This window comes from Aeribacillus pallidus, from assembly GCF_050478865.1.
Classification (GTDB): Bacteria; Bacillota; Bacilli; order Bacillales; family JACDOC01; genus JACDOC01.
On record NZ_JBCNBW010000008.1, the window covers coordinates 30,334 to 46,589 of the forward strand.

The window sequence follows — 16,256 nt, forward strand, 5'->3', positions numbered from 1 at the left end:
AGAGGGAAACGACAGTGAATAGAGAAGTTGTTATTGGAGTTGATATTGGAACAACAAGTACAAAAGCAGTCGTGTTCGGGGAACATGGACATGTGCTTTCATCTCACGCGGTGGATTATCCGATTGTGCAGCCGTATCCTAGCTGGGCAGAGCAAGACCCGGATGTGATTTTTTCTGCTGTGGTCGAAAGTGTAAGCGTTACCATTGCAAAGGCGAATGTGACTTCCAAGCAAGTCAAAGCAATCGGATTCAGTGCGGCGATGCATTCGCTAATAGCACTAGATGCATCAGGCCATCCGCTTACCCGCTGTATTATTTGGGCGGATAATCGCAGTGTTGAGCAAGCGGAGCGTCTATTGAACGAGATGGACGGATTAGATATTTATAAGCGGACGGGAACGCCGATTCATCCGATGTCGCCCCTTCCAAAATTGCTTTGGTTCAAGGAAAGTATGCCGGAGTTATTTGATAAAGCCGATAAATTTGTTTCGATAAAAGAATATGTGTTGTACCGGTTATATGGTCAATACGTGGTCGACTATTCCATTGCCTCGGCAACGGGACTGTTCTGTTTAGATACGCTCGATTGGGATGCGGAAGTTCTCCGCCTTCTTGGTATTTCAAAAGCTCAGCTATCGAATCTTGTGCCAACGACACATATAATGCGTGAAATGAAAAAGGAATGGGCAGAACGAATGGCGCTTGCTCCTGATGTACCTGTTGTTGTCGGAGCTAGTGACGGCGTGCTTGCAAATATTGGCGTCGGTGCGGTTTTGAGTGGCGAAGCTGCCATTACGATCGGAACGAGCGGTGCGGTCCGTACAATTTCATCCGTGCAAAAAACCGATGAAAAAGGACGAACATTTTGTTATGCGCTTACACCAGATCATTGGGTTGTCGGCGGACCGACCAATAACGGCGGAATATTGCTGAGATGGCTGCGCGATGAGTTTGGCGGACAAGAGCGTGAGGTGGCGAAAAAACTTGGTGTCGATCCATATGACTTATTGACAAAGTATGCTGAGCGCGTTCCTGCCGGTGCGGAAGGATTGCTGTTTCTCCCGTTTTTATCAGGAGAGCGCGCACCATACTGGAATGCAAACGCAAGAGGCACGTTTTTTGGCATTAGCCTTCATCATAAGCGGGAACATTTTATCCGAGCCGTGATGGAAGGGGTATGCATGAGCGTCTTATCTGTAGTGTTAGCGATTCGTGATGTCACAGGACCGCTGTCGGAAATTCGCGTTTCGGGTGGATTTGCGAAATCAGCGTTTTGGCGGCAAATGCTTGCCGATATGATGGGAAAAGAATTACTTGTTCCTGAAACGCATGAAGCTTCTGCTTTAGGGGCTGCTTCACTGGCTTTGTATGCCCTTGGTGAAATTCCGTCATTAGATACAGTCAAATCATGGATTCGTATTTCATCCCATCATATTCCAAATGAAGCCAATACATTTATCTATTCGGAATTATTCGGTATGTATGTACGATTATATGAACGGTTAAAAGATGAATTTGATAGTATCGCTTCGTTTCAGCAAAAGTATTCTTAAACGGGGTGAGATTTTCCCGAATACTAAATCGGTTTAGAAATCGAACATTAGGGAAGTTTGCGATTGTCAAAGGTGCCATTGTTGGATAGTGATTAAAATGCATCACTTTTTTTGTAAACGGTTACTTATATACCAGATTACTATCAATCATGATGCAATATCGCTCTTTAAATGAAGGCATGTTGTGGACAAGTGATTGCTGTATGCAGAAATGAGTTTGAAACTCATAAAATAAATAATCATTTAAGGGAATGGGGGAGTTAAAGTTATGTCTGGATCTGCTTTAATTTTAATCGTGATTGCTGGAATTAGCTTACTTTTATTTCTCATCATACGTTCTAAATTACATGCATTTGTTGCCTTGTTATTAGTAAGTTTGCTCGTAGGTGTTGCAGCTGGTATGCCATTAAAAGGGGTCATTGAATCTATTCAAAACGGAATGGGTGGTACCCTTGGTTTTGTTGCCGTTGTTGTTGGTTTAGGAGCGATGTTCGGACAAATGTTAGAAGTATCAGGCGGTGCAGAGCGGCTGGCGCAAACGCTCATAAAAAAATTCGGTGAAAATAAAGCACAATGGGCGCTTGGTATTACTGGATTTATCGTTGCGATTCCTGTATTTTTTGATGTTGGTTTTATTATTCTTGTTCCGATTGTTTATGGATTGGCAAAGAAAACAGGCCGGTCTCTTCTTTACTACGGAATTCCGCTGTTAGCTGGCTTAGCAGTTACACATAGTTTTATCCCGCCAACACCTGGGCCCATCGCTGTCGCTGAGTTAATTGGTGCTGACCTTGGTTGGGTTATTTTATTCGGATTTATTGCTGGTATTCCAGCTATGATTCTAGCAGGTCCAATGTTTGGGAAATATATTGCGAAAAAAATCCATGCGACGATACCAGATTATATGGAAATCGAAGAGAAAAAATTTGATAAAGATCTTCCGAGCTTCGGACTCATTGCTAGCATTATTTTCATTCCTTTAGTGTTAATTTTAGCTAATACGGTTTCTGGTGTTGTCCTTCCAGAAAAAAGCGGATTGCGTTCTTTCTTTACATTCTTAGGGCATCCATTTGTCGCTTTAACGATCGCAACACTACTTGCTTTTTACCTATTGGGGCAAAAAAGAGGGTTCACGAAACAAGAAATTCAAGGTATTGCGACAAAAGCATTGGAGCCTGCTGGAATTATTATTCTCGTAACAGGGGCAGGCGGCGTGTTCAAGCAAATTTTAATTGATTCTGGCGTTGGGAACGTGTTAGGAGATATGATGGCTTCTTCTTCACTGCCGCCAGTTTTATTGGCATTTTTAATTGCAGCAATTGTTCGCGTGTCACAAGGTTCAGCTACAGTAGCGATGGTAACATCTGCCGGTTTGATTGCTCCTTTGATTGAAACGCTTGGCCTTACTGGACCAGTGCTAGGTTTGATCGTTATCGCTATTGCGGCTGGTGCAACGATCCTTTCCCATGTGAATGATTCTGGATTTTGGCTTGTCAACCGTTATTTCGGCTTAGATGTAAAAGACACGCTAAAGTCATGGACGATTATGGAAACAATTATTGCTATTGTCGGTTTTGCGGTCGTATTGGTTCTTAGTTGGTTTATTTCATAGTTTGTATGCATAATTAATTACCTTTATAGTCATCCTCATACAGAAGTAATAGACCGTTATAGTAGATTAGGTGGAGGAATAGACAGCAATTAATTGAAGCCGTAGCAGAAAAAGCAGAGTTAACAAAGAAAGATGCAACAAAAGTAGTAGATGCAGTATTTGAAGTTATTCAAAACTCATTAGCAAATGGTGATAAAGTACAGCTAATTGGTTTTGGAAATTTTGAAGTTCGTGAACGTGCTGCTCGTACGGGTCGAAATCCTCAAACTGGGGAAGTAATTGAATTTCTGGCAAGTAAGGTTCCTGCGTTTAAGCCAGGTAAACAATTAAAAGAGACGGTAAATAACTAGGTATAGTCTTGAGTTTTTATTATAGGCTCTGTTAAAGAACATTGTTGAAATTTGAAACCCAACCAAGTTCTTGCTTTAATTGCAATTAGAACAAAGGTTCGGGAGTGTAAATGATGGACAAAGCGTTCAGTAACCTATTAAAGTACATCGACAAGTTACCCCATACTAAAAAGGAACAAGTATATCAATGGTTAAAACGTTATGTTGACCCCACCTCTTCCGTTGGGATTAATTAACGAAATGCGGGAAACCCGTTTTAAAGATGGTTTCGAGTGCCCCCATTGTACATCTGAACACGTTGTTCGATTCGGAAAAGTCAAGAGTCGTCAACGGTATCGTTGTAAAAGTTGCCTTAAAACCTTTACGGATACGACTAACACTGTTCTTTATCGCACCCGAAAAGGTGACGAATGGATTATATTTGTTGACTGTATGTTCAAAGGCTACTCCCTGCGTAAATCGGCTGAAATCGTAGGGGTTACTTGGGTTACACTTTTTTACTGGAGACATAAACTGCTATCCGCCTTAAAGCAAATGGATTTTGACCATTTTGAAGGTATCGTTGAAGTTGACGAGACCTATTTCTTGTACTCTCAAAAAGGGCAACGTGGCATTACAGAACGGAAGCCTCGAAAACGTGGAGGAAAATCCAAACACAGAGGAATCAGCCACGAACAAGTATGTGTTCTTGTTGCAAGAGACCGTACAAAAGCAACCGTCTCCAAAGTATCTTATATGGGGCGTATTGTGAAAACCAAAGTTGAAAATATCATTGGTTCTAAACTATCGTCTGACAATGTGCTTGTTACCGATGCTTGGAGAGCATACAAAACCTATGCACAAAAAAAGGATTAGAGCATTACCGAATCAAATCCGATGGTGAAAAGCACGTTATAAAAGGCTTATATCACATTCAAAATGTCAACAGTTTTCATTCTCGGATGAAGAAGTGGATTGACCGTTTTAAAGGTGTCGCTACCAAATATCTTGATAATTACCTTGCTTGGTTCTTGTTTGTAGATAGTCGCAGTAACGAAAATACCAAGCAACATATAAAAGAGCTTCTGCTTACATCATTTGTATTTGAAATGACAGAAACTTATGATAGTTTACGTCTATCTAAGTTCAGTGCTTAAAAAAGTCATTAACGGGCAATCGGCTTAAAAATATTGGGAGAGGAGAACTCAATTTATGGAAATAAGGAAACCAAACGATTCGGAATATAAAAAGATTTTATCACTTTCACCACAAGCATTATTCGATGGTACATTAGGCGAGGCAAAACCGTCAGATGAAAAAGTCAAACAACTTATTGAACCATTATTGCAGAAAGGAAGCTATTATTTAATAGCAACTGAAGGCGATATTCTAATGGGTTGGATTCTTATAGGAACAAGTAAAGACCAATTTACTGAAAAGATATATGGATTTATTTATGAATTGTTTGTGTTAGAAGAATTTAGAGGAAATGGAATTTCAAAACGATTGATGGAGACTGGTATCGAACATCTTAAACAAGATGGATATTCAGAGGTTCGTTTAAGTGTATATGCAGGAAATCAAGCCATTAAACTGTATGAAAAATTGGGATTCAAAATTAGAACCTTTACAATGAGTATGCCCATTTAAAACAACTATCTTTATTTAACAGCTAATAGGCTGGTTTATTGAGAATTGGGGAACCAATAAAAATGGTTTCCCAACATTTTATCGAAAAATCAACATTAAACATTAACAGAGCCTTATTATAAAAAGGGTCATGTAAAAATACCTTCAATGATTTCCATTGAAACGAGCTGAATAAATAAGAAAAAGCCGCGAGCCACATTCGCGGCTTTTTCTATAAGCTTTTATTCTGTTGAAAAAAACAATGAGGAGACTATAAAGATAGAAATACGCATGAGGGGAAACGAAAATGTATATTAGAGATATCATTTTTCAGTCATTTACAATTTTGATTTCTGTTATCGTCGCAAATAAATTTTTTGTTTATTCATCAAAGAAGTAGTAAATACATTGTTTTCATTTTAGCAACAATTTATAAGAAAACACCAAAAAAACGGAGTCAGTTTTTATTCAACCTGCCCCTTTAAATTACCTATATATTCGTGTAGTTTGCTTTCTTCATACTCATTTAGTTCTCTCATAGGAATAATCGATTGAGTAGCAGGATTTGTTCCACGAACTTCAGCAATTAATTGATTACCTTTGAAGATATTGTACGTTGGTTTTCCATCTGAACTTTCTATTGGTTCGTGACGAAACATCGATTTTGACTTACTTTCTTCCACTTAAATACATCTCCTTTTTTTAAAATACTTTTTTATAGAGTAGCATAACTATAGTCAAATGTTTGATATAGGGGGGAATGCATAGCCCAACGAACCAACAAACTTTTAAGGTATAGAGCTAGTTGGGAAAGGTTTAATTTGGCCTTCATTTGAGTGTCTGTGATCAACTGCTTTTATTGTTCTTTTTGTGTAAATGGTATAGGTAAGGTCATTTTTTATTTTCCCTTTTATCCATCTAAGTATCCGTAAAATGTCATCTTTAAAGTGATTAACACAAGATTACATCGGATTTTTCTTTAAATAAGTACCAAAACTCCGTAAATTGACACCTATATATTAAAGAGAATGAAATATTACCACTTATGCATACTATATATAAAAAGGAGAATGTCTCTTATTAGTAAATGGAACAAAGAAAGTGCACCAAACAACAACTTATCTGCAGCTGACTTTAAAATTTCTGAAGTCGAAACAGAGCATGAGTTTTCAGAAGAATTATCAGATGGAATGGAAAGAAACGAGTACATAAAGGACCAACAAAGAAAAAATAAATAAAAAAACTCCTAGTCATAAAACATGTAAAACGTGCTGTTATAAATGAAAAAAGTTTTAAAAGATATCTAAAAAAGGAAAGAGGCCCTAAATGATTGTAGAACCGGGTCGCGAGGAAGGATATTTGAAGTACCGAAAAGCAAATAAGTTGAGACAGGTGAAACTCCTGTAGGTTAATACTGTGGGGGGCGTAATCTCTCCTAGCCTTTACATACGAAAGGAGTGCATGTTTGAATCCTGTCGGAGGCATCATCTTTTTCTCGGGTTAATCGACGAACAGGTGCGATGCTTAATGAACGGGCATCGTCTTTGTTATTTGTAAACAAAAGTATGGTATGGCCCAGGGCTTTTAAGGTAATAGCAATTATACAAATCATACAAACCGTTTAAAATGTTTGGGATGGATGAACACTAGTGAGGTCAACACTTAAGATGACATCATAACAATCATTTGTCAGGAGGATAAAAGTGGAATTCTTAGGACTTGATATGTCAACACTCATGAAAGTTATTATGGTTGATCTCATTCTTAGCGGAGATAATGCAGTTGTAATTGCATTAGCGGCTAGAAATATACCTGCAGAACATCAAAAAAAAGCGATCTTTTGGGGAACATTCGGTGCGATTGTTTTGAGATTAATTTTCGCAGCCATTATTGTTTGGTTATTGAGAATTCCGTTGATTTCTGCAATTGGCGGAATTTTGCTTGTTCGAATTGCTTATAATTTACTCGCCGGAAAAGATAAAGAACACAAAGCTGGGGGGACCACGGTTGCATCAGCAGTTAAAACAATTATTATTGCAGATGCGGTTATGTCACTAGATAACGTTTTGGCATTAGCGGGTGTTGCACACGGGTTCCTACCAATCTTAATTGGTATTTTAATTTCTATTCCAATCATTATATGGGGAAGTCAACTCATATTAAGAGTTATGGAAAAGTTTCCTATTATTATTTATGCGGGCGCTGGTCTATTAGCTTATACTGCAGGTGAAATGATTGTTGGAGATCAAAAAGTAGATGAATTTCTCCATTCTATAGCTCCAAACTTAAAACAAATTATCCATGTTGGATTACCAATTGCATTAGTAATTATTGTAGTAGGAATTGGGTACTTGAAAAGAAGTAAAAAAAATGATTGAAGCCTGTACGAAGATTAAACGAATGGGAATGTTTTAGTGAAATGAAAAAAGGTTTTCGATTTATCCTTAGACAAAAAAGTGCATACATTTCAAAATTAGTGGTAATCCTTTTCTTATTGAAAGATCGGACGCTTTATATAAACATAGCCATAAAGTTGACGGTTTGAGCTAAGCAGTAATATAACTGTCTATTTAACATATATATATAATTGTTTAAATTTCCGTATCATAGTTTTTGAAGTCTGATCATCTTGTTTATGATTTTTACCTTTCCTATTCGCTCAAAAGTAACATGAGTGAACTGAAGGGTTAATTTTTTTAAAACCAATTTTATTCTTGATGAAAATTGACAGAACTTTTAGATTAATAATTGAATAAACCTGTGAATGCTTATTTTGAACAATTAAGCGGCTGTAGAAGGTGATAAATCAATCATTTCAGGTAAGTGCAGTTTTACTTTTTTTTTTTTGCAAAATTTATCTCAGCTGCTAAGTTCGATGCAGATGATTAGCAGCATAAATCGTCCAGCAGACGGACAAAAGCTGGAGAATTTATTCTCATCGGGAGGGAAAAGTTGATGAAAAAATATCCTCTCATCATGATCAGCATCATTTTTCTTTTAATAGGCTGTTCAAATGAACAACAAGAAGATCTTCAAGAGGAACTACAAGTAAATAACAACAGTAATATGGAAATCATCACGCAAGATTTAAGTGTGCCATGGGCGATCGACTGGGATGGTTCATCTTTTTATATTTCAGAGCGGACTGGCTCAATAGTAAAAATTACAGGCAATAAAAAAATTAGACAGAATCTACATTTAGAAAAGAAGCTTTCAACAGCAGCTGAAGCTGGTGTATTAGGTTTTGTGCTTCATCCTGAGAAAAGGAATACCGCCTTTCTTTACTATACATATGAGGATGAAAGCGGGCGATTTAATCGAGTTGTAGTAATACGAGAGAAAAATAATGAATGGTTTGAGGAAAAAGTTTTGCTTGATCACATTCGAAGCGGTGACCTTCATCACGGTGGAAGAATAAAAATCGGACCTAACAAAAAATTGTACGTCACAACTGGAGATGCGACAGTACCGATGATTGCCCAAGACAGGACATCTCTTAACGGAAAAATTTTACGAATGAATCTTGATGGTACCATACCGGACGATAATCCTTATGCCAACTCCCTTGTCTATAGCTATGGACACCGCAACCCACAAGGCTTGGCATGGGATGAAACGGGTCAGCTTTATAGCTCTGATCATGGCTCAATTGGACATGATGAAATCAATCTAATTAAGCCGAAAGGAAACTATGGCTGGCCTATTATTCAGGGAGATGAGACAAGAGAGGGGATGATCGCACCTTTGTTCCATTCGGGGGATGATACATGGGCGCCATCTGGAATTGCCTATCATCAAAGGATATTGTATGTTGCACAGCTCCGAGGGGAAGGGATTTTAGCATTCGATTTAAGAAATAAAACATATAAACAAATTGTTTCCAACGTAGGTCGCGTGCGGGATGTATTCATATTGGGAGATCATTTATATTTTGTCACAAACAACACGGATGGAAGAGGGACGCCAACCGTTCATGATGACAAATTGATCAAAATTCCAATACGGAAAGCTTTTTGATGCAAGGTTGATGCAAAAGAAGTGTTTTGAACTTTATTTTTTAAACCTCAATTACTGATTTCGCAAGGCATTTTAGGGTAACATACCCATCCCTCAATGTAGAACCGTGTATCGAATTTTGATAGCGAATATGGTGTTTCTGAAGTAAGTATTTATAAATGGATTCTAAATACGTAATTGATTACTGCATCCTACCACCAAACTAGTGAAAAGTTCAGTAAATAGGGAGACTAAGGTAAAGGGTACTAGGCACGTGTCGAAAGCGATATTCAGGCATGGTTGATGTAAAGACATTCTTGTTCAACAATCGGGCGCATTTCTGTAGGAACGCGCCTTTTTTACTTTTGGGCCAGATTCTTAAATAAAAGAGGGTAATTCTTCAAATCAATATTTTTCAACCGGGGCAATTTAGTCGAAGTTAATCATTTAAATAGATGAGGATATAAAGGAGATTAAATTTTTTTGAAGGTAAATGTATTAAATTTTATAAGTTGGGAAGCACTCAAAATGCATAACTGTACTATCTAACTGAATAAGATGACGATAAGCCTTCATTTTATAGCTCAGGGTCTGATAAACATTGTTTAGGAGGAAAAGAATGTCAAGTTATATATATCCTGAGTTATCACCTGATCAAATGATTTCGATTATCAGAAATGGACTTAAAAAAACCGAAATTCCCAAGAAGATCATCATTGTTGGTGCAGGTATGGCAGGACTCGTCTCGGCCTCTTTACTTAAGCAAGCTGGACACCATGTTACAATTCTTGAAGCTTCCGGAAGGGTGGGAGGACGGGTCTATACGCTGCGAGCCGATTTTAGGGATGGGCAGTATCTTGAAGCTGGTGCGATGCGTATTCCAAATAATCATTTCTTGACTTTGGAATATATAAAAAAATTCCAACTTCCGGTTAATGAGTTTATCAATTCGACTCCTAACGACATTATCTATTTAAGAGGAAAAAAAGCTCGTTTAAAGACATATGTACAGAACCCTGATATTTTTGGCTTTTTGGTAGCCCCACATGAAAAGGGGAAAACCGCTACGGAGTTGCTTAAATCAGCAATAAAACCCGTGACAGATTTTATTAACCAAAATCCACGGAAAAATTGGCCTGTGGTGGTAAAACAATTGAATCAATACTCGATGGAAGCTTTTTTGAAAGATAACCCGTTTGGAGTAACGTTATCTCCGGGGGCCGTCGATCTACTCAAAGTACTTCTTACAATAGAAGGATTTCCTGAGCTTTCTTTCCTGGAACTGTTACGTGAACTATTGGTTTTGTTTGCCCCTAATATTCGCTTCTATGAGATCACGGGCGGTAACGACCTACTTCCTAAAGCTTTTCTCCCTCAATTGAAAGATAATATTCTGTTCGGACAAAAGGTGAAGAAAATTGTACAGCACAACAACCAAGTAACCATTCATGCTGTCAATAAAATTTTCGAGCCATTTCAAATCACCGGTGATCTTGCGATTATAACCATTCCTTTTTCAGTCTTACAATTTGTGGAGGTTGAACCAGTTAACTCTTTTTCTCACGAAAAATGGAAGGCGATTCGAGAACTTCACTATGTGGGCTCTACGAAGATCGGTATCCAATTTAAGAGCAGGTTCTGGGAAAGGGAAGGCATGTATGGTGGAAAAACAGCTTCTGATCTCCCTATTACGCTTACTCATTACCCGAGCTATGGCCTCGGTAAACCAGGACCGGGTGTTGTTTTGGCTAGTTATACATGGGAGGATGATGCTGTACCTTGGGACAGTTTGTCCGATGAAGATCGCTTCGAATATGCATTAAAAAACTTGGCTACCATCCATGGTAAACAGGTGTATCGTGAGTTTGAAACAGGAGCGTCCCACAGTTGGATTCGAGATCCATATTCTGGTGGAGCTTTTACGATGTTTAAACCATATCAGGCAATGGAACTATCTCCTTATATTTCCACTCCCGAAGGAAGAGTTCATTTTGCTGGCGAACATGCCTCATCTACCCACGCTTGGATCCAAGGTGCAATCGAATCCGGAATACATGTTGCACATGAAGTCAATAACTTACCAAGAACTTTCTTCAGTCCTAGTCACTTATAAAAAAGAGGATAATAGTGTAGAAACATTACCCTTCAATATACTTTTACCTGTTTTGCACAAAACTAAAACTTACAATTATTTGCATGATTAACATAATTATGGATTATCGGTAGTTCATCTTTCCATTTAGTGGTGCCGTTAGCATAAGAAAAAAATTGAATATCAAGGCGTTGAGAAAATTAAATATAAAAATTGATTTTATCTTTATAGTCATTCCTATATTTTTCCTTGTTTTTTCAATTTATGATTATTTTACTGTTTGTGAAGGTTGCGTAAAGATTGATTTACATTACTTTTTTATTCATTAATAGCTTTAATAATCTATTTTGTATCTAAAAAAAGAAAAAATAAATCATAATTTCTTAAACCAAAGGGTGCTTTCGTTTAAGAATTAGATACTTAAGGTTGACCAATATTTTTTAGTGAAATATAGGTCACCCTTTTTTTATTAACAAGGTTTTCATGCGATCATTTGTCTTGTAACCATTAACATAATAGTATTTCTAACCACAGCTTAAATTTTTTACTTATGTCGGTTTTCCAATTTGAACTTAAATAGTTGCTATTACAAATTCTATACAAGCAAAAAAGGAGAGCCGTTCACTTCTTACAATGACGAGCTCTCCTTATTTTTTATCCTATCAATCTTTTGACAAACTTCGGGCGGTGTCTGGCACGTCATCCACCTTCCGATATTTAATGAAGGTTGGATTTAGTCCGTTTCCGAGTGTGCCGTATGCGTGCCCTTGGCGCGGTTCGATGAGTTCGTGCTGCTGATAATACACACGCGGCGTCTTCCAAAGTGCAATGAGCGCTTTTCTCATCGGCATTTCATGATAGCGATCCGGCCACATTTTTTTGAGATGTTCTTTCACGAGCGGATAATATTTTGAACTCATCGTTGGAAATATATGATGCTCGGTGTGATACGAAAAGTTAAAATGCAAGACATCGACCCATTTCGGAACGGTAACCGAAAGGCTGTTTGCAAGCGGATCGTTGACCGGTACTAATGGATTTAAACGATGATTGGTCGAAATGTAACTCATGACGATGAAGTTTCCAATCAAGAGCGGCAAGAAAAAGGCAAAGAACCACTTTCCAAATCCGATGACAAACAACAAGCTAATCCACGTCGCCCAAGGCAATAGAAACTGCCAAAACACGACTTGACGATTTTTCGGCTCAAAATCTTTGAAAAAATAAAACAGCATCCGAATGGAATGAAGCGTAAATGTGATCGTCAATGCACTAAAGGCAAAGAACGCGCGAATCACAAGCGGAATTCGATATACCCAGTGCAATAAACGACTTTTCGCTAACTTTTCTAAACTCGGCCATGCATCAGGGTCCAATTCCTCATGTTGGGTATACACATGATGATTGACGTTGTGCCACTTTCGCCACAACTTCGGACCTGTGCATAATGGCCAAAATGCAATGGCTCCAAAGAAATCGCGCAACCACGGACGACGAACGACCGTACCGTGTAAAATTTCGTGACCTAAAAACCCTAGTGACGCAAAACTAAAACCAAGTACGAGAGAAATGAGGAAATTCCACAATGGATGAAGATTCATCAAGGAAATGACAAAGAGTCCACTGATCGCAATGATGAGGTAGACAAGACCACCAAACAAACGAGAAGGAACGGGCTGAAACACTTCCTTCGGCAAGTGCGGCGAAATTTTCGACGCATACCAACCGAACGTATAAAATTCTTTCATTCAAATAGATCTCCTTTCAAATATACCGACCATTCTTACGGAATGGATGCACTACTCCGTAATGAGAAGCGCGAAATCACACACAAAAAATATTAAGAATTTTCAAACCAAATCATTCGTTTTCATCGTAACACCTACAAGTTTATCCTGTCAAACTTTTTTATTACTTGGTAATATTATCTAGTGTCAATTCCTTTCTCTTTCTGAGATGGGGAACTAACCAATATATGGGATAAAACGTGTGAAAATATGAATTGTTTGCGGCCAAAAATAGTAACATTTTTAAATGGGATGTATGAAAATAATAAAAGTAGATAAAAGCGAAGTCGAATGTTTGAAAAAAATAGTTCGAACATTAGCTAGTATAAATGGTTTGCGTACGATGATAGATAATGACATTCATTAAAAAATGCTTTAAGGAATTAGAACCACTTCCCGGTACAAAAAAATAATACTGATCGCTAATATATTTTTTAAAGGGTGCTAGGCACGTGTCGAAAATCGTCGCAGAATATGAATACGATGCGTGGAGGAATATACTCTCACAAAGTGGAACACTTGCATCCGACAACCCTTATTGTTACGCAGCCTATCGTTATGATAAAACAATCGGCCTCTATTACTTGATGGTATGATATTTAGTCTGCTGATACCGGCCGATTCTTTACACGTGGCAAATTCCCGGTTTTAAATTATGATCCTAAGTCTATAAATCAGTATGCTTATGCCCATGGAAACACAGATACAGAGATACATAATTTCAAAAAAACGTTTCCAGTCATATCCGCTGTTTTTTATTTAGCATGTCACACAGCAAATAGCCATGGTACCCAACATCTGTCGAAATGGCAAGGTTAATAAAACCTTTAGATCCATTGTATGGTATCTTCTTTATAAATAGTTTTGCACCTAGCAATCTCTAGAAAACTCCCTGGATTTGAATAGGATTAAAGTAGATGAACAGATAAAGTATAACTAAAGCAACATCAGAGATGTTTTAATGAAAATGGAGGTCTCAATGTCAACGGTCAGACCCTTATGAGACATCCTCTTTATGTGGATAATCTGCCTTGAATTCTGGTTTCTTGTTAATATAGGAATATTTATAAAGTTTTTATGTGGCTTTGTTATAAAAAAATGGTAACAACTTAAACATTTTTATTGATTCCAACGTTACGTGAAGTTTTATGATAGTGTCAGAAGGGGGAAAGAACGATGAAAAAGGTGTATCCAATCGGCGAGATTGCGGAAAAAACGGGTCAAACAATACGAACTCTTCACTATTAAGATGAATTTTGGATTTTGAAGCTGTCACGTATATCGAGTTCTGGACGCTGATTTTACAGTGAAGATGAGATGATTACATTACAAAAGATTGTGGCACTGAAGTTTTTAGGTTTTTCCCTTGAAGAAATTAATCCATCTCCCTTTTCCAAAGAAGAAGAGGAGTGGGTTGCAAAAGCTGTTGAAATATTTTTAGAGAACGAAGGGGGCGAACTGAATGGATAAGAATCGTAATACACCAAGTATAGACAATTGGAAAGCTTTCTGGGAGTTAATCAAAAGCACGAATCCGCCAAAATGGATTTTTGTCACTGCTATTACTCTTAGTTTGATTGAGACAGGAGTTGGACTCATTGTACCATGGTTTACTAAGTCTCTTGTTGACCAGATTGCTGCATCTACGGTAGAAACCTCGATTATTATTTTGCTAGCTGCTTCATTTATTGTTCAAACGGTATCTTCTGGCTTTTCCTACTACTTTCTAACTTATATAGGAGAATATGTTGTTGCGGCGATTCGTAAAAAGCTTTGGGATCAAGTTTTGTTGTTGCCCATCCCTTTTTTCGACAAGCATCAATCCGGAGAAACGATGAGTCGAATTACTCAAGACACAAACACGGTAAAAATGCTTATCACCCAACACTTAGTTACGTTTCTGACTGGATTCATTTCGGTCATAGGGGCGATTGCCATCCTTCTCATTATCGATTGGAAAATAACACTTATCATGGTAACGGCTGTTCCCGTTTCACTCTTGCTTCTTTGGCCATTTGGGCAAAAAATGTACAAAATTTCAAAAGCTACCCAGGATGAAATGGCCAGTTTTTCTGCCCATCTTGGCAGAGTTTTATCCGATATTCGTCTTGTAAAAGCTTACTGTGCAGAGAAAGCAGAGCAAAAAAACGGAGAACAAGGGATTCGTCATTTATTTCAGTTTGGTTTAAAAGAAGCGAGAATACAGGCTGCCATTTCCCCTTTTATGACGTTTGTGATGATGTTCGTGTTAGTCATCTTAATCGGTTATGGCGGCGTTCGCGTAGCTTCAGGCACGCTTTCGGCTGGCTCTCTTGTAGCTATCATTATTTACATGTTTCAAATCGTTTTTCCTTTTAGCCAAATGGCTGTATTTTTCACCTCATTTCAAAAAGCAATGGGCGCAACAGAACGAATCCAAAGCATTTTATCCTTAGAGAAAGAACCAAGTGACAGCTTACTTACGGTGCAAAATCCTGAGCAAGACATACATTTTCGAAATGTTTCTTTTTCTTATAAAAAGGGAGAGCCTGTACTCAAACAAGTAACGCTCAATATTCCTGCAGGGAAAACAACGGCTATTGTTGGTCCGAGCGGCGGTGGGAAAACAACATTGTTTGCTTTGTTAGAGCGATTTTACACACCCGATGAAGGAGAAATATTGCTTGGTGAAACAAATATTGAAAATTTTCACTTACATTCGTGGCGCAGTCAAATCGGTTATGTCTCTCAAGAAAGTCCAATTATGTCAGGAACGATACACGACAATATTTGTTATGGGCTAAATAGAGACGTTTCCGATGAAGAAATAGAACGAGCTGCCAAACTGGCCAATGCAGCAGAATTTATCGATAGGCTCCCAAAAGGGTATTTGACTGAAGTTGGGGAACGGGGAATTAAATTATCAGGTGGACAGCGACAGAGAATTGCCATTGCCCGCGCTCTTATACGCAACCCAAAAATTCTTCTTCTTGATGAAGCAACCTCAAACCTAGACAGCTCATCGGAAGTTCTTGTTCAAAAGGCCTTGCAGCGGCTAATGGAAGGAAGAACAACACTTGTCATTGCTCATCGACTTTCAACCGTTATCGGCGCAGACCAAATCATCGTATTAGAGAACGGAACCATCACCGGGACCGGAACACATAGCGAATTACTCCAAACCCATCCGCTTTACAGAGAATTGGCCGAACAACAACTACAAACAATATCGGAGTAAACACAAAAATAAATTTTTTAGGGGCGTTACGGGTGCGACTT

Annotated in this window: 13 protein-coding genes and 1 pseudogene; 12 read left to right on the plus strand and 2 right to left on the minus strand. The window is 38.2% G+C overall.

Annotated features, from left to right (window positions below; all coding sequences use genetic code 11):
• The first annotated feature begins 14 nt into the window (after positions 1-14).
• From gntK to ABES52_RS02780, 5 genes and pseudogenes are all read left to right on the plus strand, one after another.
• Entirely contained in the window at positions 15-1,553 is a 1,539-nt protein-coding gene (gene gntK / locus ABES52_RS02760) for a gluconokinase (RefSeq protein ID WP_429648703.1), read from the plus strand.
• A gap of 268 nt (positions 1,554-1,821) precedes the next feature.
• Entirely contained in the window at positions 1,822-3,165 is a 1,344-nt protein-coding gene (locus tag ABES52_RS02765; protein ID WP_429648705.1) for a GntT/GntP/DsdX family permease, read from the plus strand.
• A 65-nt stretch (positions 3,166-3,230) separates the two neighbouring features.
• Positions 3,231-3,515 (plus strand): HU family DNA-binding protein, encoded by a 285-nt coding sequence (locus tag ABES52_RS02770; RefSeq protein ID WP_429648757.1) that lies wholly within the window; start codon positions 3,231-3,233, stop codon positions 3,513-3,515.
• 113 nt (positions 3,516-3,628) lie between these two features.
• Positions 3,629-4,651, plus strand: a pseudogene (locus ABES52_RS02775) (IS1595 family transposase).
• Positions 4,652-4,706: 55 nt separating this feature from the next.
• Positions 4,707-5,144, plus strand: a complete 438-nt coding sequence (locus tag ABES52_RS02780) for a GNAT family N-acetyltransferase (RefSeq protein ID WP_429648707.1) — start codon at positions 4,707-4,709, stop codon at positions 5,142-5,144.
• A 443-nt stretch (positions 5,145-5,587) separates the two neighbouring features.
• On the opposite strand, the gene ABES52_RS02785 is transcribed toward ABES52_RS02780, so the two are convergent.
• Entirely contained in the window at positions 5,588-5,806 is a 219-nt protein-coding gene (locus tag ABES52_RS02785) for a hypothetical protein (protein ID WP_429648709.1), read from the minus strand.
• 387 nt (positions 5,807-6,193) lie between these two features.
• On the opposite strand from ABES52_RS02785, the gene ABES52_RS02790 reads away from it, so the two are divergent.
• The 4 genes from ABES52_RS02790 (at position 6,194) to ABES52_RS02805 (ending at position 11,232) form a co-directional block, all read left to right on the plus strand.
• A complete protein-coding gene (locus tag ABES52_RS02790) occupies positions 6,194-6,361 on the plus strand; it encodes a hypothetical protein (protein ID WP_429648711.1) in 168 nt (55 codons plus the stop codon).
• 486 nt (positions 6,362-6,847) lie between these two features.
• Positions 6,848-7,501, plus strand: coding sequence for a TerC family protein (locus tag ABES52_RS02795; protein ID WP_429648759.1), 654 nt, complete (start codon positions 6,848-6,850; stop codon positions 7,499-7,501).
• Positions 7,502-8,078: 577 nt separating this feature from the next.
• Positions 8,079-9,140 carry a PQQ-dependent sugar dehydrogenase gene (locus tag ABES52_RS02800; protein ID WP_429648713.1) on the plus strand — a complete coding sequence of 354 codons (1,062 nt, stop codon included), beginning with the start codon at positions 8,079-8,081 and terminating at the stop codon, positions 9,138-9,140.
• 598 nt (positions 9,141-9,738) lie between these two features.
• Positions 9,739-11,232: a flavin monoamine oxidase family protein gene (locus ABES52_RS02805; RefSeq protein ID WP_429648715.1), complete on the plus strand. Its 1,494-nt coding sequence runs from the start codon at positions 9,739-9,741 to the stop codon at positions 11,230-11,232.
• Positions 11,233-11,873: 641 nt separating this feature from the next.
• Here the strand turns inward: ABES52_RS02805 and desB are convergent.
• A complete protein-coding gene (gene desB / locus ABES52_RS02810) occupies positions 11,874-12,959 on the minus strand; it encodes a Delta(10) desaturase DesB (RefSeq protein ID WP_429648717.1) in 1,086 nt (361 codons plus the stop codon).
• Positions 12,960-13,450: 491 nt separating this feature from the next.
• On the opposite strand from desB, the gene ABES52_RS02815 reads away from it, so the two are divergent.
• From ABES52_RS02815 to ABES52_RS02825, 3 genes are all read left to right on the plus strand, one after another.
• Positions 13,451-13,594 carry a hypothetical protein gene (locus ABES52_RS02815; RefSeq protein WP_429648719.1) on the plus strand — a complete coding sequence of 48 codons (144 nt, stop codon included), beginning with the start codon at positions 13,451-13,453 and terminating at the stop codon, positions 13,592-13,594.
• 721 nt (positions 13,595-14,315) lie between these two features.
• Positions 14,316-14,468, plus strand: a complete 153-nt coding sequence (locus tag ABES52_RS02820) for a hypothetical protein (protein WP_429648721.1) — start codon at positions 14,316-14,318, stop codon at positions 14,466-14,468.
• Positions 14,461-16,215 (plus strand): ABC transporter ATP-binding protein, encoded by a 1,755-nt coding sequence (locus tag ABES52_RS02825; RefSeq protein ID WP_429648723.1) that lies wholly within the window; start codon positions 14,461-14,463, stop codon positions 16,213-16,215. Before ABES52_RS02820 ends, ABES52_RS02825 begins: the two co-directional genes overlap by 8 nt.
• Positions 16,216-16,256 lie beyond the last annotated feature (41 nt).